The sequence below is a fragment of the Pseudoalteromonas sp. A3 genome (assembly GCF_025942345.1).
GTDB classification, from domain to species: domain Bacteria; phylum Pseudomonadota; class Gammaproteobacteria; order Enterobacterales; family Alteromonadaceae; genus Pseudoalteromonas; species Pseudoalteromonas atlantica.
In genome coordinates this window covers 134,250-150,222 of the sequence record NZ_JAPCKL010000003.1, presented here as the reverse complement: position 1 = coordinate 150,222, position 15,973 = coordinate 134,250, and the positions used below count along the sequence as shown (strand labels likewise).

The window sequence follows — 15,973 nt, the reverse complement described above, 5'->3', positions numbered from 1 at the left end:
ACGCCGATCCTAGCATGAATAATTTTAACTTGTTCAAAAATACCGAGCTGGTATAAGTTTATTTATCTTTCATTTTAATAGTAAATAATAATGCGTAGGGAACAGGTAATTGTTGTTAAGCTTGGTACAAGTGTACTGACCGGCGGCACCGATAAGTTAGATAAAGCCCATATGGTTGAGCTGGTTCGCCAATGTAGCGAACTTAAAAAGCAAGGCCACCAAGTTATATTAGTATCAAGTGGCGCGGTTGCTGCGGGTCGCGAACAACTTATTAAACCCTGTGGCCGCGGCCTAATAGATAAACAAATGTTGGCAGCCGTAGGGCAAGGCCAGCTTATACATATTTGGCAAAGCTTATTTGCCTTGTATGGCATAAACGTAGGGCAAATGCTGCTTACCCGTGCAGACGTAGATGACCGCGAACGCTATTTAAATGCGCGCGATACCTTAAATGCGTTATTAAGCCACGATGTGGTGCCTATTATTAATGAAAACGACGCAGTAGCAACCGCCGAAATAAAAGTAGGCGATAACGATAATTTATCGGCGCTGGTGGCTATTTTAGCTAATGCCAATAAGCTATTACTGCTTACCGATCAAGAAGGTTTATTTACCAGCGATCCGCGTACAAATACCGACGCAAAGCTGATTGACGAAGTCACTCATATAAACGATGAGTTACGCCAACTGGCTGGTGGTAGCGGTACAAGTTTAGGCACCGGCGGTATGGCCACAAAACTACAAGCCGCCGACGTAGCAAGGCGCGCAGGGGTAGAGGTTATTATTGCAAAAGGCGCTGGCAACAACGTTATTTTAAAATGCATGAGTGAGCAATTACCCGGTACGCGGTTTTTAAAACTTACTGCGCCAAAAGATGGCCGTAAAAAATGGCTAATGGCAGGGCCTAAAAGTACCGGCCAAATTATGATTGATAAAGGGGCTATTTCGGCGCTACAAAACAAAGGGGCAAGCCTGCTGGCCAAAGGCATAACCAATGCATTTGGCCGTTTTGAGCGGGGCGACTTAATAGATTTAATAGACGCCAACAACCAAGTTATTGCACGAGGGTTAACACGTTTTAATCAAGTTGAAGTAAATAAAATTAAAGGTGCTCACTCAGAGCAAATAGGCGAACTACTCGACTTTGATAGTGGCGCTGTGGTGCTACACAGAGACGACTTAGTTTTGCTTTAGTTTTATTTTAGCTTTTTTAAATAGCGCGTGTTGCGGCCGTATATTCGGTATTTAAGCAAGGCAGGGCCTATGTTGTGTTTAGAATAACTGGTTGTACAAAAACATAAATACAAAGCATAAATACCAAACATAGGCTGTTTTAGGCTCTGCTGTATGTAAGTTATTAAATAATACCGCAGTAGTTATTGAGCTCACTAAGTTACTAAGCTCGCGCTACGATTTAATAGCGCTTAGCTAAAACAAACTTTAATCCACATAGCTCAATGCGACCTAATTAAAAAGTATTGGTTAATTAATTAGCAAAGTTGATGATTTTGTCTAAACTGATTGAAGTTAAAACAGTTTAGGCAAACTAATGAAGGCAAACAATTGCGGGCACGAATGGATAATCAGTCTAACTCAGCAAGAAGAAGAAAGTGATTTAGATGCATCATTAGTGCAGATTATTGGCGACCTACTCGAAGTTGAAAATTTTGCTATTTATATTAATAAGCACTTTAGTGCGCAATTACCGCCTACGCTAATAAACACCCACACCCGCCTTGAAGTATTAGAGTCTAACGAAGCCTTAGCGCTGCTTAATAAAGTAACCCAAAACAAAATAAGAGTAAGCCGTGCCTTAGGTGTAGTAACTACGTATGTGCCAGTGTATTACTTTGGTAAAGTAATTGGCATATTACTAATAGAAACCACAAAAGAGTTAGCGCAAACCACCATAATGCTCGCCGTGCATATTTTAAATATTTATGCCAACCAGCTAGGGCTATTACATAAATCGCGATTAGACCCTTTAACCGAGCTTTTAAATAGACAAACCTTTGATAAAAAAGTGATCGAAATTGTCTCAGGCAAAGGCTTTTTATTACCCCGTGATGATACCAACGAAAAGCGACGATGGTATTTAGCCATTGCAGATATCGATCACTTTAAACGTGTAAACGACAGCTACGGCCATGTAATAGGCGATGAAGTTATTTTACTTGTGGCGCGGCTGTTAAAAAATAACTTTAGGCTAGAAGACTACGTATTTAGGTATGGTGGCGAAGAGTTTGCGGTGTTATTTCAAACCAAAACCGAGGCACAAGCACATATAGCACTTAACCGTTTACGCTCAAATATTGCTGAGTATCCTTTTCCGCAAGTTGGGCAGCTTACAATAAGTATTGGCTTTTTAGAGCTGGCAAGTATTGATACTGTATCTAGTATCGTAAACCAAGCAGATATGGCGCTGTATCATTCTAAAAATAGCGGCCGTAATAAAGTGACCGCTTATAGCGAGCTTGAGGTAAATGAAGAAGTGACCACCGATAATAGTATTGAGCTTTTTTGATTGTAAATTTGTGCTAAAATCTGGCTCCTTAAATTGTTGTAGGCAGGCACAAAACATGAAATTCGTTCGTTGGTTTTTAGGTTGTATAATTTTATTCTTTAATTTTGTATTTACTCCTCGCAGTAAAAAGCGTGCAAGCAATGTGCAAGCGCAGCTTGATCAGCAAACCTCACAATTTAAACTTTATCAATTTAAAGCATGCCCGTTTTGCGTAAAAGTACGCCGTGCAATTAAGCGCGAAGGCTTAAAAATAGAAACGCGTGATGCAAAAAATAATCAACAATTTCGTCAAGAGCTGTTAGAGCAAGGCGGCAAAATTAAAGTGCCATGCCTTCGTATAGAAAAAAATGGCCAAGTAGAGTGGCTATACGAATCTAACGATATTATTGCTTACTTAGACAAAGTAGCGGCTTAAACGACCCCCTTAATTTTTATCTCACTTATTAAAAGAGACATTATCATGACAATCCGTACTCGTGTTGCCCCATCTCCAACAGGTGACCCGCATCTTGGCACCGCTTATATTGCTTTATTTAACTACTGTTTTGCTAAACAACAAGGCGGCGAGTTTGTGCTTCGTATTGAAGATACAGACCAAGTTCGTAGCACGCCAGAGTCAGAACAAGCGATTATGGATAGCTTACGTTGGTTAGGTCTTGAGTGGGATCATGGCCCTGACGTAGGTGGTGAATTTGGCCCTTACCGTCAATCAGAGCGCAGCGATTTATACAAAAAATACGCACACCAATTAGTTGAGCAAGGTAAAGCATTTTACTGTTTTGCAACCAGCGAAGAGCTTGACCAAATGCGTGAAGAGCAAATGGCAGAAGGTCTGCGCCCTAAATACGACGGCCGTGGCTTAAACCTCACCGAAGATGAAATTAAAGCAAACCTAGCCGCAGGTAAGCCTTACGTTATTCGTATGAAAATACCAAGCGAAGGCACTTTTAAATTTAACGACTACCTACGCGACGAAATTGAGATCCCGTGGGAAAACGTAGACATGCAAGTGCTATTAAAAGCCGATGGTTTCCCTACGTACTTTTTAGCAAACGTAGTGGATGACCACCACATGCAAATAAGCCATATTTTCCGTGGCGAAGAGTGGATTAACTCAGCACCTAAACTATTAAAACTTTACGAAGATTTAGGTTGGGAAGCTCCAGTGCTAGGGCACTTACCACTACTGCGTAATCCAGATAAATCAAAGCTTTCTAAGCGTAAAAACCCAACTTCTATTAATTACTATAAAGAAATGGGTTACCTACCAGAGGCCGTGCTTAACTACTTAGGCCGTATGGGTTGGTCAATGCCAGATGAGCGTGAAAAATTCACTCTTAACGAGATGATTGAACACTTCGATATGAAGCGTGTATCACTTGGTGGCCCAGTATTTGATGTTGATAAGCTTAGCTGGTTAAACGGCATGTGGATCCGCGAAAACCTAACAGACGAAGAGCTTGTGCAGCGCTTTGTTGATTGGAAGTTTAATGGCGAAATGCTAGCTAAAGTATTACCAGAAGCTAAAACGCGCATTAATACGCTTTCGGACATGGTTGATTTAGCAGGGCATTTTGTAGGCGGCATTCCAACTTACGACCCAGCACTGTTAACGGCGGGCAAAGCTGACGAAAACGTAATACGCCAAGCGCTACAGTTTTTTGTATGGCAGCTTGAAGGTTTACGTAGTTTTGATAAGCCAGCTATTTTTGCCATTGCAAAAGAAGTTGCTACATTCCACGAGCTTAAAATTAAAGACTTTTTAGAGCCAATATTTGTAGCAATCACTGGTAAAACATCATCTACCTCAGTACTTGATGCAATGGAAATTTTAGGCTCAGACTTATCACGTGCGCGTTTACGTGTAGCGCTTGCTCATTTAGGCATTTCTAAAAAGCAGGCTAAAAATATTGAGCGTGCGTACCGCACATACCCAAGTGCATAATCTTTAGTCGTACTTTATAAAAAGCCGAGCTTATTAATTAAGCTCGGCTTTTTTGTTTCAGGCCGTTTGGCTATATGTCATCGCGTTTTGATATTGTTTAGCGCAAGCAGTGGCGCTTTAGCAAATGCTACAATGCTGCATGTAAATTAAAAGGAGGCAGCATGATTGCACCTGTAAAAAACAAAGCTTTATTTAGCAGTAATGCCTTTTCAATAAACCTAGTTACTTACCCTACACATCACAGTGTGATGAACCATATAGATCCAGTACAGCAAGGGCGCTACTACAAACTTAATTTTGTACTAGTAAAACCTAAAGCTGGTGGGGTTTTTAAATGCTCAAAATGCATTATTAATTGGTTTAACCGGGTGTATTTATTTAGACCCGACAAATACGAGCATAGCGTTTCTAAAATTGAGTCGGGAAAGCGCGTACTACTTAGCTTTGCGCTTAATATATAATTTATTAATAGTCGTAGGCCTGTCCGCTGCATAAAACAGACAGGTCACAATACGATACAGCGATTTCGCTACAAGAATTTATAGTAAAGGCGTTACCGCCTCTGCGCATTGCATCTGCTTTAAGTAAATCTATAGCATTTGATTTTAAGCGATTGTAGCTTATATTATTGTCGCCTCTACCGTCGCCATTGCAGCTTTCGCCTTCTATTCGGCCTAAAAGTGTGGCGCCACTTTCGTGTGCTTCTTGGTCGCTATAAAACTGTTGTAAATCTCGTTTTTTAACGTACGTACCAATTTCCTCAGATAAAACATCGTTATCTATATCGGTATGAAAAGTCACGCTAGAACATCCAGCCAAAGTAGTGAGTACGCTTATTACTGCAAAAACACGTAACATAATAATTAGTCCCTTATTTAGTTTGGTACCTAAATTACTAACTAAAACAGGTGTGTGCAACATTTACTCTTAAGTTAATTGTATGAATTTGTAAGTGATTCGACCTCTCTTTAAATTTTTTCTGGTAGTATGGGCAGGTTATAAGCAGTTTAAGCAGTGAACAATCTATGTTAAGTCCTTACTTTCAGCAGCATGCTGATTATGTTTCTATCTCTCGTGAGCAAGGGTGTCGTTTCGCAAAGTGCGTTGCCGATGATTACAACCCACTTCATGACAAAGATGCCAAAAAGTTTTGCGCGCCAGGAGACTTACTTTTTTCTTTAGTGTTAGACCGCTACGGTATAAGTGAGCGAATGGAATTTACCTTTGCCGGTATGGTTGATGAAAACACCAAACTTAATTTCCCAGAAGGGGATGATGAGTTTGATGTAACCAACGGCGACAAAGTAATTTTAAAGGTAAAACGCGAAGGTAAAACCAGCAAATGCCCAACACTTACTAATAGCTTAATAAAAAATTATGTTGAGTTTTCTGGTGCTGCATTTCCGCACGTAATTATTCCGCTAATGGGTAAGCAAGATGTAATGATTAACCCAGCGCGCCCTATGGTTATTTACGAGTCGATGATCATTAACCTTGATAACATTAATATTCAAGCACCAACCCTTGAGTTTGCTGAGCCAAGTTTTGAGTACACGGGTAAGCGCGGCAAAATTACCTTGCGCTTTAATTTACTAGAAAACGGCGAAAAAGTGGGTTTTGGTGAAAAGCACATGGTGGTGTCGGGTATTCGTGAATACTGCCAAGCAACGGTCGATGACTTAATCGCATTTTATAATGAGCGCAAAGCCACCTTAAAACCGGTTTAACGTCATTAAATTATAATACCAATTCGCAATAATACTTAATCATTTTTAGGGGCTAAAAGTGTTGCTACCTGCATTAAAAAATTCTCATTTAGAACAACTAAATAGCGAATTTTTTGCCTAGCTATCAACACGTTTATCTGTCCTCAAAATAGCTCACTTAATTAAGCGGATTGGTATAAAAAAGGCGCTAAATACATTGTTATTTAGCGCCTTTTTTATTGGTGTAGGAAATACAACTAGGCTCAATACTTTTCTGAGCTGGTTAATTTACGCAGTACCGTAATATGCGTACAATAGCGCTCTTTGTTATTTTAAAGCTAAGCCTATGTCTGCCACATCGTTCTCATCTCTTAAACTCGATTCGTTATTACTAACCGCAATTGAGCAAAATAATTACACCACGCCTACCGCAATTCAGGTTAAAACTATTCCGCACATATTAGCGGGCAGCGATGTAATGGGCAGCGCGCAAACAGGCACAGGTAAAACAGCCGCCTTTGTATTACCACTACTACATAAGCTTTTAAATACACCAAAAAAAGATGAGCCAGGCATAGCCCGAGTGGTTATTTTAACGCCCACGCGTGAGCTTGCTCAGCAAGTGTTTGCAAGCTTTGAAAAATACGCCCAAGGCACAAATATTCAAGGCGCTTTAGCGTATGGCGGTGCAAGTATTGGCCCGCAAATTAAAGCGCTTAAAACGGCGCAAGTGATAGTCGCAACGCCTGGGCGTTTACTTGATCATATCGTTAAAGGCAGTGTGGTGCTTTCAAGTGTTGATTCGTTAGTATTTGATGAAGCCGACCGTATGCTGGATATGGGCTTTATTGATGAAATAAAACGTATTTTGCGCCACATTCCAGGCGATCGCCAAACCTTATTGTTCTCAGCCACATTCGATGACAGCGTGTTTGAGCTGAGTAAAAAATTACTTAAAAATCCCGAGCTAATTGAAGTTGATAAACGCAACTCTGCTGCTGTAGAGGTTGAACAAGTTATTTACGCAGTCGATGAAGAGCGAAAGCGTGAGCTTGTATCACACATGATTGGCATGAAAAATTGGCGCCAAGTACTTATATTTACACGCACAAAACAAATGGCCGATAAACTTGCCAAAGAAATGTGTAAAGACGGCTTAAAAACTGAGTCTATCCATGGCGATAAATCTCAAGGTGCACGCGACCGTGCATTACAAAACTTTAAAGAAGGCACAACGCGGGTTTTAGTTGCTACCGATGTAGCTGCCCGCGGTTTAGATATTCCAGCGCTTAAATACGTAATAAACTTTGAGCTACCTTACATAGCAGAAGATTACGTACACCGAATTGGCCGTACGGGGCGCGCTGGCGAGCAAGGCCTTGCCATGTCGCTGGTAAGTATTGACGAGCAGTGGTTACTGGAAGAAATTGAAGTACTACTGGATACCCGTTTAGCACCACAATGGCTAGAAGGTTACGAGCCAGATTTAAACAAGCCCCCTAAAGATAACCGTAAAAACACCAACAAAGCGCGTAAAGATCGCGATAAAAAGCGCATTACCGGGCAAAGAGCACCAAGTAAACGCCGCAGAAAGTAGCCTTAAACATATTTATTTGGCTATACTAAGGCCACTAAATAGCTGAGGTATAGTTATGTTTGAAACAGATCAATGGGCGTTTTCTGGTGTCGATGGCCAAATATCATTACATAAATGGCAAAAAACCATTGATCTTATTACGGGGCTTTTTTCGGCCCCCTCTGGTTATATAGTGCAAGCTACTAGTAAAGGTTATCGTGTAGTTATTAGAGCTAATGAAGGTGGCTCACACTTTGAAACCAACCCTATACTCCCTCCCGAAACTCCCTTATTTTGTAAATATGTAGCCGAAAACAACAACACTTTGTATGTTAGCGATACCCGCAGCGATACGCAGTGGAATACCATGCCCGAGGTTATTGAAGATGGCGTTGAATCCTACCTTGGCTTGCCAATTCACTGGCCTGAAGGTGAAGTATTTGGCACCTTGTGTTTAAAAGATTCAAAAAAAACCAGTTATACCGATGAATATTTTGAGCTAATAGAGCAGCTTCGTGATTTAATTGAAGACGATTTAGCCCTTATTTATAGCTTTGAGCAAATGCGCGAAATAGCCATGCTCGACCCGCTTACCAATATTTATAATCGCCGTGCACTTAGCTTACTTGCCCAACACAAACTTAATTTAGCGCTGCGTTTAGGTTTTGATGTGTGTTGCTTGTTTATTGATATAAACGACTTTAAAAAACTAAACGACACTTATGGCCATGAAATAGGCGATCAAGCGTTAATCCTCTTAGCAAATACCTTAAAAACACATTTAAGAGAGGCTGATATAGTAGGGCGTTTAGGTGGCGATGAATTTGTAGCAGTGATGCAAATTAGTGATAGAAGTAAGCTTAGCCATATTATTGATAAAATAAAAATTGAGTATACAAACGCACTATTAGAAAACAACGTATGCGCGCTGACACTTAGCATAGGCGAAAGTTTTACTAATAAACAAAAGCAACCTTTTGATACGTTATTAAATTTGGCCGATCACCAAATGTATAAAAATAAACAAGCGTACAAATTGGCTAAAAAAGCATAATAATAAAAGTAATACACTTAAACATAGCAACAAAAAAGCAAGCCATTAGGCTTGCTATAAACGGGGATAATTAGGCTTTAAGCGATTTGTTTTTCGGCTAGGTTTAATTCCATAATGGCTTTTAATAAACGGTATAAGTTTATTGATGCGTCAATTTCTTCTTTACGGTTTGTTAAGCTTTCAATATTTAAGCCCAGTGGCACATCTAGGTGCGCACAACTTTTGAGTATTAGGTCGAGATTTTCTCGGCAAATACGTACAGATTCACTTAAGGTATTGTCTGCATCAAGCATGCGCCATTTAGTGGCCTCTGGCACTGAGATACCCAACCATTGCATAAACTCTAAGGTTTTATCGCCACCGCATGGAGTAAACGTTAAAATAATCCGTTTTGGTGTAATACCTTGTGCTTTACAGGTACGCGCGTAACTTGTGATTAGCTCTATAGTTGCTTGCGCGTCGTAAACCGCTTGCGATATAAAAAACTGACAACCTTGTGCTGTTTTTTCTATAAGGCGCTCGTGCTCATTTCGCTTACTTGAATGTCGCTCAGCAATGGTAACGCCCCCTAAAAAGAAGTCATCACTTTGCTCTGCAAGCGTTTTATAGGCATCGGGCAAGCTTAGTTTTATATCACCTACCGATGAGGGGCTACCCACTAAAACGACATTTTTTAAATCGTAGTCGTTTTTAGTTTCATCCAACCAGCCTTTAAACTCCTCTACACCACGTTGTGCCACACTTTTGTAAGTAATGACATCTGGAGCAGATAAATTACGTAGTAAGTGGCTGTATTCACGTGGGTCTACAGTTTGTTTAAACGGAAATGGGCGTGCTTTATCTGTACGGCTACTTTCATCTTGAATGTCGTAAATTATCACGCCGTCGTATTCAATTTCGTGTAAGCGAGCAAGTAGTTTTTCTGCAATGATTTTTAGCTGTGCTTTATCAGTACCAATTTTAGGTGGAGTAGTACCAATAAGATAAACACCTTGATTGGTGTCTTCTATTTTTTCTTGTAGTGATAAAGCCATAATCCTCATTCCAGCTTAGTCCAATGTATGTAATTCAATATAACAGCCATTTAGACGTCTAGATAGATTTATTTAATGAAAGTTTTTCAATCAACTTGAGTTTTTTTCATACTTAAATGTTTTTAAAATAGGGAATTGACACAGTTGTTTACATTATAAATAGCCGATGGGCTCTTATATTTAGTGGCTTTGGGGCATAATCTAAGCGAGTTAGCATTAAACCTAATAACAAATTTGCTCAATTTAAAAAGGGACAACAATGAAATTTAAATTACTAGCAACAAGCTTAGCGGTATCGCTGGCACTAACAGGCTGCGCAACACAGCAAAGCGAAAACACCCAAACGGCACAACAACAGCAAACAACAAAAGCTGACGAACGTGTATTTTCGCAAGAGTACTTAATCGAAGAGCTTGATAACGGCTTACGTGTAATGGTTGTTAAAACCGATTACCCCGATGTCGTCTCGCTGCAAATTCCGGTATCGGTTGGCTCACGTAATGAAGTAAAAGCAGGTAAAACCGGTTTTGCTCACTTTTTTGAGCACATGATGTTTAAAGGCTCTAAAAAATTTCCGCAAGACGAATACACTGCCATATTTAAAAATGCAGGGGTCGATAACCGTGCTTACACCACTAACGATTACACAAACTACCATTTAAACTTTTCAAAGCAGCACCTTGATAAAGTACTTGAAATTGAAGCCGATATTTTTCAAAACTTAACCTACACCGAAGAGCAATTTAGAACCGAAGCGCTAACGGTTAAAGGGGAATATTTAAAAAATAACGCCAGCCCAATTCGTAAGTTATTGAGCGCAGTACGCGAAGAAGCGTTTGATACGCACACTTATAAACATACCACCATGGGCTTTTTTGAAGATATAGAAGCCATGCCAGATCAAATGGCTTACGGTAAAGAATTTTTTGATAAGTTTTATAAGCCTGAATATGTATCGCTAGTGATTGTGGGCGATGTTGACCCACAAGCTACAATGGCTATGGTTAAAAAACATTGGGGTGGCTGGAAAAAAGGCGATTACGTTGCTGATATAAAAGCCGAGCCTGCACAACAAGTGCCTAAATATGTACATGAGAAAAACGAAGGTTTGCCTGGTCATTGGTTGCTTGTATCTTACAAAGGGGCTGCATGGGAGCCTGCTAAAAAGGACAGAGCCGCACTTGATTTAATCTCACAGCTTTATTTTTCTAATAACTCCGATTTATACCAAGAGCTAGTTGTTGATAAACAAATAGCGAGTCAAATGTTTACCTACAATCCAGAGACAAAAGATCCTGGCTTACTGCATGTATTTGTAAAAGTAGAAAACGAAGATGATTTAGCAAAAGCACGTGATGCAATTAACCGCACTTATGCAAAAGCACGTACCGAACTTGTTGATGAGCAAAAACTAAGTGATTTAAAGTCTAACCTTAAATACAGCTTTATTAACGGCTTAGATTCATCACAAGCGATTGCATCAACCCTTGCAAGTTATATGCATTTTGAGCGCGACCCAGAGGTTATCAACCAGCTTTATAAATCGGCCGACAACATCACAGCACAAGATATTAAAGCCGTGGCTAATAAGTATTTTGTAGATGACGCGCGTACTACTGTAACTATGTCGGCACTTGATAAAGCGCCAGGCTTTGAACAAGAAACAAGCTTAAACGCATTAGTCGCTAAGCGTGATAAAGCGCCAGAGGCACCCGTATTTAAAGTGCTTGATAAAACGAATAGCTCGCCGCTGATTGATGTAAACTTTTTATTCAATACAGGGGCTGCTGCAGACCCGCAAGGTAAAAAAGGGGTTGCTGCGCTCACAGCCGCTATGCTTGCTCAAGGCGGCTCGCAAAGTACGAGTTACAAAGACATACAAAAAGCGCTTTATCCGCTTGCTGGCAGCTTTGGTTATCAAATAGATAAAGAAATGCTGTCATTCCAAGGGCGTATTCATAAAGATAACGCTGCCACATGGTATGCGCTTGTAAGCGATCAGTTACTTAACCCAGGCTTTAGAGACGATGACTTTAAGCGCCTTAAAAAAGAAATGATCGACGGTATTAAATCGGGCTTAAAAGCCTCTAACGATGAAGAGCTAGGTAAAGAAGTGCTTTACAGCGCACTTTACAAAGGCCACCCATACGAAAGCTACAATTACGGTGATATTTCGGATTTAGAAGCACTAACGCTTGATGATGTAAAAGCCTTTTACAACACAGAGCTTACCCAATCTAAACTAACACTGGGCTTAATTGGCGCTGTGCCAAAAGCGCTTAAAGCAGAAATCATGAGCGACTTAGCAACCTTACCTAAAGGCGAGCAAAGCCGTTTAAGTATTCCTGATGCACCAGAGCTTAAAGGCCACCATGCCACGATTGTAGAAAAGTCGGCGCAATCTACTGCGGTATCGTTTGGTTTCCCAATTGATACTATTCGCAGTAGTGAAGATTGGACAGCCCTTTGGCTGGTGCGTTCGTACTTTGGTGAGCACCGTAGTTCTAACTCATACCTGTATGAGCGAATTCGTCAAACACGTGGTATGAACTACGGCGATTACGCTTACATTGAGTACTTCCCACGTGGCATGTTTCAAACTAAGCCTGATGCAAACTTAGGACGTTCTGAGCAAATATTCCAAATTTGGTTACGCCCGCTGCGCTCTAATAACGATGCACACTTTGCAACACGTACCGCGTTGTTTGAGCTGGATAAGCTTATTAAAAATGGCTTAACCGAAAAAGACTTTGAAGCAACACGTAACTTTTTAATTAACTACGTACCGCAGCTTGTCGCAAGTCAAAACCGCCAATTAGGTTATGCACTTGATAGCGAATTTTATAACACAGAGTCGTTTGTAAAATACGTGACAAGTAAACTTGAAAAGCTAACGCTTGCTGATGTTAATCGCGTGATTAAAGATAATCTGCAAACAGATAACGTACAGTACGTGTTTATTACCGGTGGCGGCGAAGACATGAAAAAACGTTTAGTGTCAGAGCAAACATCGCCTATGGTTTACAACACAGAAAAACCAGCAGCGCTTGTTGCTGAGGATAAAGTCATTGCCGATTATAAATTAGCTATTCCAGCTAACAACATTGAAGTAATGGCTGTTGAAAAAGTGTTTCAGTAATTAATCTCTTTTTATAACATATAAAAAATGCCCCAGTGCTTATAGCCTGGGGCATTTTTATTTAATTAATGCTATTAAAGCGTAATATTAGTTAGTCGCTAAAAGCACTGAGCCTGCGCCTAGAGCAAAGCTTATTAAGGAACTAATAACCACTCCCGCTAAAAAGCTTTTAGTTGGCGTACTTTTAACGTCATTATTTATAGGCTCATCAAGTTTAATTAGCTCGCCTTGGCGTACTTCAAGTACCGCGCAAAGCGCCATAGTGGTTTCTTTAGAAGCGGCGCCTTCTTTTTCGACCCGTTGAATGGTCCGCAAACTTACATCGCAGGCATCTGCGAGCTGTTGCTGCGTCCAATCTAACTTATTTCTAAGCGATTTAACTGTTGTAGGATTTAATTGCACGTTAAAGCTTCCCTACAAATAGTTCAACAATAGTTGCCGTTGTATAGCCAAACACCGCCCCACCTAATGTACAGCCAGCAAGAAAAAATGCTGCCTTTTTAGGATCGTCTGAAAGACTACTTTGAACTTGTTTGGCTATCACACTGCTATTTTTATAAAGAGTGCACTCCAGACGCCCCGTAAGTATATTAAGCATGTCAAATTTTACTTGGTACTGTGAGCCCTCAAAAGCAAAAGAGTGTGTGCTTGCACAGTAGATATTTCGTTTTTTACTGAATAGGTCATCGTTTACAAACACTTCTTCTTTACCCGTAAAGTAGCTTCCAAAACAGGCTATTTGATTGTCGCCATCTTGAAAGTAAAATTTATAACCAAGCTTTTTTGTATTCAATATATCGTTTTTCATCATCGTTATCCTTGTTGAGTTGATGATGCTAATTTAGCGTTTGTTTTTATTTTTTACGCCGTCAGTAGTATGCCAGTAGCTAGTTTGGCATATGACAGTAACCCTGTCATGCTACTTTAGTATCTGATTTTTAATGTAAAAGTAAAATTTTTTATATTTTTTATAGACTACTTAGCTGTCATACGGAGTATTACTTCACATTGATAAATTATGCAACTAACGTGAAGTAAAGTAACAATATTGTGTTAAAAAATTGTTATTGATTATACTGATTAACAACAAAGCTAAAATGGAAAGCTCGTGATTGACGATAAAGCGTTTTTTAAGTTGGTACTAGATACCACGCCCGACCAAGTAGTGGTTATTAATTCTAACGGCGACATAGTCTATATAAACCGAAGTTGGCAAAGCTTTGGTGAGCAAAACGATTGTGCCTGCTGTGATATGTGGGAGCAGCAAAATTACTTAGCAGAGTGTGAAAAAGCTGCGCAAAAAGGAGATAGCTTTGGTTTAAAGGCATTTAACGGCATTAAATCAGTTATTTCGGGGGCTAATGACGACTTTTATTTAGAATATCCATGTCATAGTGAAGATGAAAAACGTTGGTTTATGATGCGAGTAGTGTCGTTTAGCCATACCGATAAAGCGTATTACGCTATTAGCCATCAAAATATTACCGAGCGTAAACTAGCTGAAGAGCAAGTACAAAAACTTGCCGCTATTGATGGCTTAACTGATATTGCTAACCGAGGCTTTTTTGATACCTTTTTAGAGCAAGAATGGAATCGGTGTCAGCGTTTAGGTATGCCGCTTTCGTTGGCTATTATTGATATAGATGATTTTAAATTACTCAATGATACTTACGGCCACCAACAAGGCGATACATGCTTAAAAAGGGTGGCTAAAGTACTCAATGAATTTACTAAACGCCCAGGTGATTTATGTGCCCGTTTTGGTGGTGAAGAATTTGTTTTAGTGTATGGAAATACAAACTCAGATCAGGCTTTGTTAGTATTGAACGATATTTTAGAAAAATTAAAACAGTTAAACATTGAAAATAAACATTCATTACCAAGCAGAACCCTTACAGTGAGTGTAGGCCTCACTACTATTACACCCAGTAGTGACTTTACCTGTGCGTATTTAATCAAAGAAGCAGACGATTTACTTTATAAAGCGAAAGATAAAGGAAAAGATGCTTTATGTGTGAGTGATTTAGCACTCATATAATTTTTTTACTCTTAGTTATACCTAATAACCAGAACAAATAACTAAGGCGTTAACACCTTAGGCTTTAAATCCGTTAAACTTAGGAAAAGGCTCTTTTTATATCAATTTAAGGCAGTGTAGTATTATGCGTCATGAAATTTGGCAACAGCTTCGCAGTGAAGCGAATGAAGTTGTAACTCGCGAACCACTTTTAGCAAGTCATGTGTATTCATGCATTTTAAATCATGAGTGTTTAGGTTCGGCGTTAAGCTTTATTGTTGCTAATAAGTTGGCAGATGCTGTTGTATCGGCTTTTACAATACGTGAGTTGTTCGACCAAGCGTTTGTAAAGTGCGACCGCATGCTTACTTATGTGGCCGAAGATATTAAAGCCGTTAAAGACAGAGACCCGGCAGCCGAAACCTACCTTACGGTTATTTTAAACTTAAAAGGGTTTCATGCTATTCAAGCGCATCGTTTAGCTAACTGCTTGTGGCAGCAAAACCGTAAAGAGCTTGCTCGTTTTATTCAAAGCCGAACCTCAGAAGTGTTTGGGGTTGATATTCACCCCGCGTGTCAGGTTGGTAAAGGGATAATGTTTGACCACGCCACCGGTATTGTTATTGGTGAAACGGCGGTAATTGAAGATAACGTATCAATACTGCAATCGGTCACGCTTGGTGGTACGGGTAACGAGCAGGGCGACCGTCATCCTAAAATTAGAGCCGGTGTGCTTATTGGTGCAGGCGCTAAAGTGCTGGGTAATATTGAAGTAGGCGAGGGCGCACGTATTGGCGCAGGTTCAGTTGTTTTAACTGCGGTACCGCCACATACCACCGCTGTAGGCGTACCGGCTAAAATTATTGGCAGACCGGATTGTCCGTGTCCGGCGCAAAGTATGAACCAAAACTTTTTAACCACACCAGAGCCTGAAAACGAATCACACACCAGCGCCATGCTGTAATAGCAGCCTGTATA

The 15,973-nt window shown here is 40.1% G+C and carries 15 protein-coding genes; 11 read left to right on the top strand and 4 right to left on the bottom strand.

Features of this window, described 5'->3' with window-relative positions; genetic code table 11:
• Positions 1 to 90 precede the first annotated feature (90 nt).
• The 5 genes from proB (at position 91) to OIZ54_RS06715 (ending at position 4,930) form a co-directional block, all read left to right on the top strand.
• Positions 91 to 1,194: a glutamate 5-kinase gene (gene proB / locus OIZ54_RS06735; protein ID WP_024033166.1), complete on the top strand. Its 1,104-nt coding sequence runs from the start codon at positions 91 to 93 to the stop codon at positions 1,192 to 1,194.
• Between the two features lie 355 nt (positions 1,195 to 1,549).
• On the top strand, positions 1,550 to 2,524 hold the full coding sequence (locus OIZ54_RS06730) for a GGDEF domain-containing protein (RefSeq protein WP_264390024.1): 975 nt from the start codon (positions 1,550 to 1,552) through the stop codon (positions 2,522 to 2,524).
• A gap of 55 nt (positions 2,525 to 2,579) precedes the next feature.
• The gene (locus OIZ54_RS06725; RefSeq protein ID WP_264390023.1) at positions 2,580 to 2,939 is read left to right on the top strand and encodes a glutathione S-transferase N-terminal domain-containing protein; all 360 of its coding nucleotides are present in this window, start codon (positions 2,580 to 2,582) and stop codon (positions 2,937 to 2,939) included.
• A gap of 45 nt (positions 2,940 to 2,984) precedes the next feature.
• Positions 2,985 to 4,469 carry a glutamate--tRNA ligase gene (gene gltX / locus OIZ54_RS06720; RefSeq protein ID WP_024033164.1) on the top strand — a complete coding sequence of 495 codons (1,485 nt, stop codon included), beginning with the start codon at positions 2,985 to 2,987 and terminating at the stop codon, positions 4,467 to 4,469.
• 161 nt (positions 4,470 to 4,630) lie between these two features.
• Positions 4,631 to 4,930 (top strand): hypothetical protein, encoded by a 300-nt coding sequence (locus tag OIZ54_RS06715; RefSeq protein WP_024033163.1) that lies wholly within the window; start codon positions 4,631 to 4,633, stop codon positions 4,928 to 4,930.
• Positions 4,931 to 4,934: 4 nt separating this feature from the next.
• On the opposite strand, the gene OIZ54_RS06710 is transcribed toward OIZ54_RS06715, so the two are convergent.
• Entirely contained in the window at positions 4,935 to 5,327 is a 393-nt protein-coding gene (locus tag OIZ54_RS06710) for a hypothetical protein (protein ID WP_264390022.1), read from the bottom strand.
• Between the two features lie 167 nt (positions 5,328 to 5,494).
• On the opposite strand from OIZ54_RS06710, the gene OIZ54_RS06705 reads away from it, so the two are divergent.
• The 3 genes from OIZ54_RS06705 to OIZ54_RS06695 all read left to right on the top strand — a co-directional run bounded on the left by OIZ54_RS06705 (position 5,495) and on the right by OIZ54_RS06695 (position 8,805).
• Positions 5,495 to 6,196 carry a DUF3581 domain-containing protein gene (locus OIZ54_RS06705; protein WP_055252813.1) on the top strand — a complete coding sequence of 234 codons (702 nt, stop codon included), beginning with the start codon at positions 5,495 to 5,497 and terminating at the stop codon, positions 6,194 to 6,196.
• Between the two features lie 325 nt (positions 6,197 to 6,521).
• Positions 6,522 to 7,772 carry a DEAD/DEAH box helicase gene (locus OIZ54_RS06700; protein WP_004586123.1) on the top strand — a complete coding sequence of 417 codons (1,251 nt, stop codon included), beginning with the start codon at positions 6,522 to 6,524 and terminating at the stop codon, positions 7,770 to 7,772.
• Positions 7,773 to 7,827: 55 nt separating this feature from the next.
• Positions 7,828 to 8,805: a sensor domain-containing diguanylate cyclase gene (locus tag OIZ54_RS06695; RefSeq protein WP_024033160.1), complete on the top strand. Its 978-nt coding sequence runs from the start codon at positions 7,828 to 7,830 to the stop codon at positions 8,803 to 8,805.
• A 77-nt stretch (positions 8,806 to 8,882) separates the two neighbouring features.
• On the opposite strand, the gene OIZ54_RS06690 is transcribed toward OIZ54_RS06695, so the two are convergent.
• Positions 8,883 to 9,839 carry a methylenetetrahydrofolate reductase gene (locus tag OIZ54_RS06690; RefSeq protein ID WP_024033159.1) on the bottom strand — a complete coding sequence of 319 codons (957 nt, stop codon included), beginning with the start codon at positions 9,837 to 9,839 and terminating at the stop codon, positions 8,883 to 8,885.
• Between the two features lie 259 nt (positions 9,840 to 10,098).
• Between OIZ54_RS06690 and OIZ54_RS06685 the strand changes: the two genes are divergently transcribed.
• Positions 10,099 to 12,978, top strand: coding sequence for a M16 family metallopeptidase (locus OIZ54_RS06685; protein ID WP_264390021.1), 2,880 nt, complete (start codon positions 10,099 to 10,101; stop codon positions 12,976 to 12,978).
• 87 nt (positions 12,979 to 13,065) lie between these two features.
• Here OIZ54_RS06685 and OIZ54_RS06680 read toward each other — a convergent pair whose 3' ends face one another.
• Complete coding sequence (locus OIZ54_RS06680) at positions 13,066 to 13,380, bottom strand: helix-turn-helix transcriptional regulator (RefSeq protein WP_024033157.1); 315 nt, start codon at positions 13,378 to 13,380, stop codon at positions 13,066 to 13,068.
• A gap of 1 nt (position 13,381) precedes the next feature.
• Positions 13,382 to 13,789 (bottom strand): hypothetical protein, encoded by a 408-nt coding sequence (locus tag OIZ54_RS06675; RefSeq protein ID WP_054982749.1) that lies wholly within the window; start codon positions 13,787 to 13,789, stop codon positions 13,382 to 13,384.
• Between the two features lie 297 nt (positions 13,790 to 14,086).
• Between OIZ54_RS06675 and OIZ54_RS06670 the strand changes: the two genes are divergently transcribed.
• Both OIZ54_RS06670 and cysE read left to right on the top strand, forming a co-directional pair.
• Entirely contained in the window at positions 14,087 to 15,016 is a 930-nt protein-coding gene (locus tag OIZ54_RS06670) for a diguanylate cyclase (protein ID WP_264390020.1), read from the top strand.
• Positions 15,017 to 15,140: 124 nt separating this feature from the next.
• The gene (gene cysE, locus OIZ54_RS06665; protein WP_004586131.1) at positions 15,141 to 15,959 is read left to right on the top strand and encodes a serine O-acetyltransferase; all 819 of its coding nucleotides are present in this window, start codon (positions 15,141 to 15,143) and stop codon (positions 15,957 to 15,959) included.
• The last annotated feature ends 14 nt before the right edge of the window (positions 15,960 to 15,973 follow it).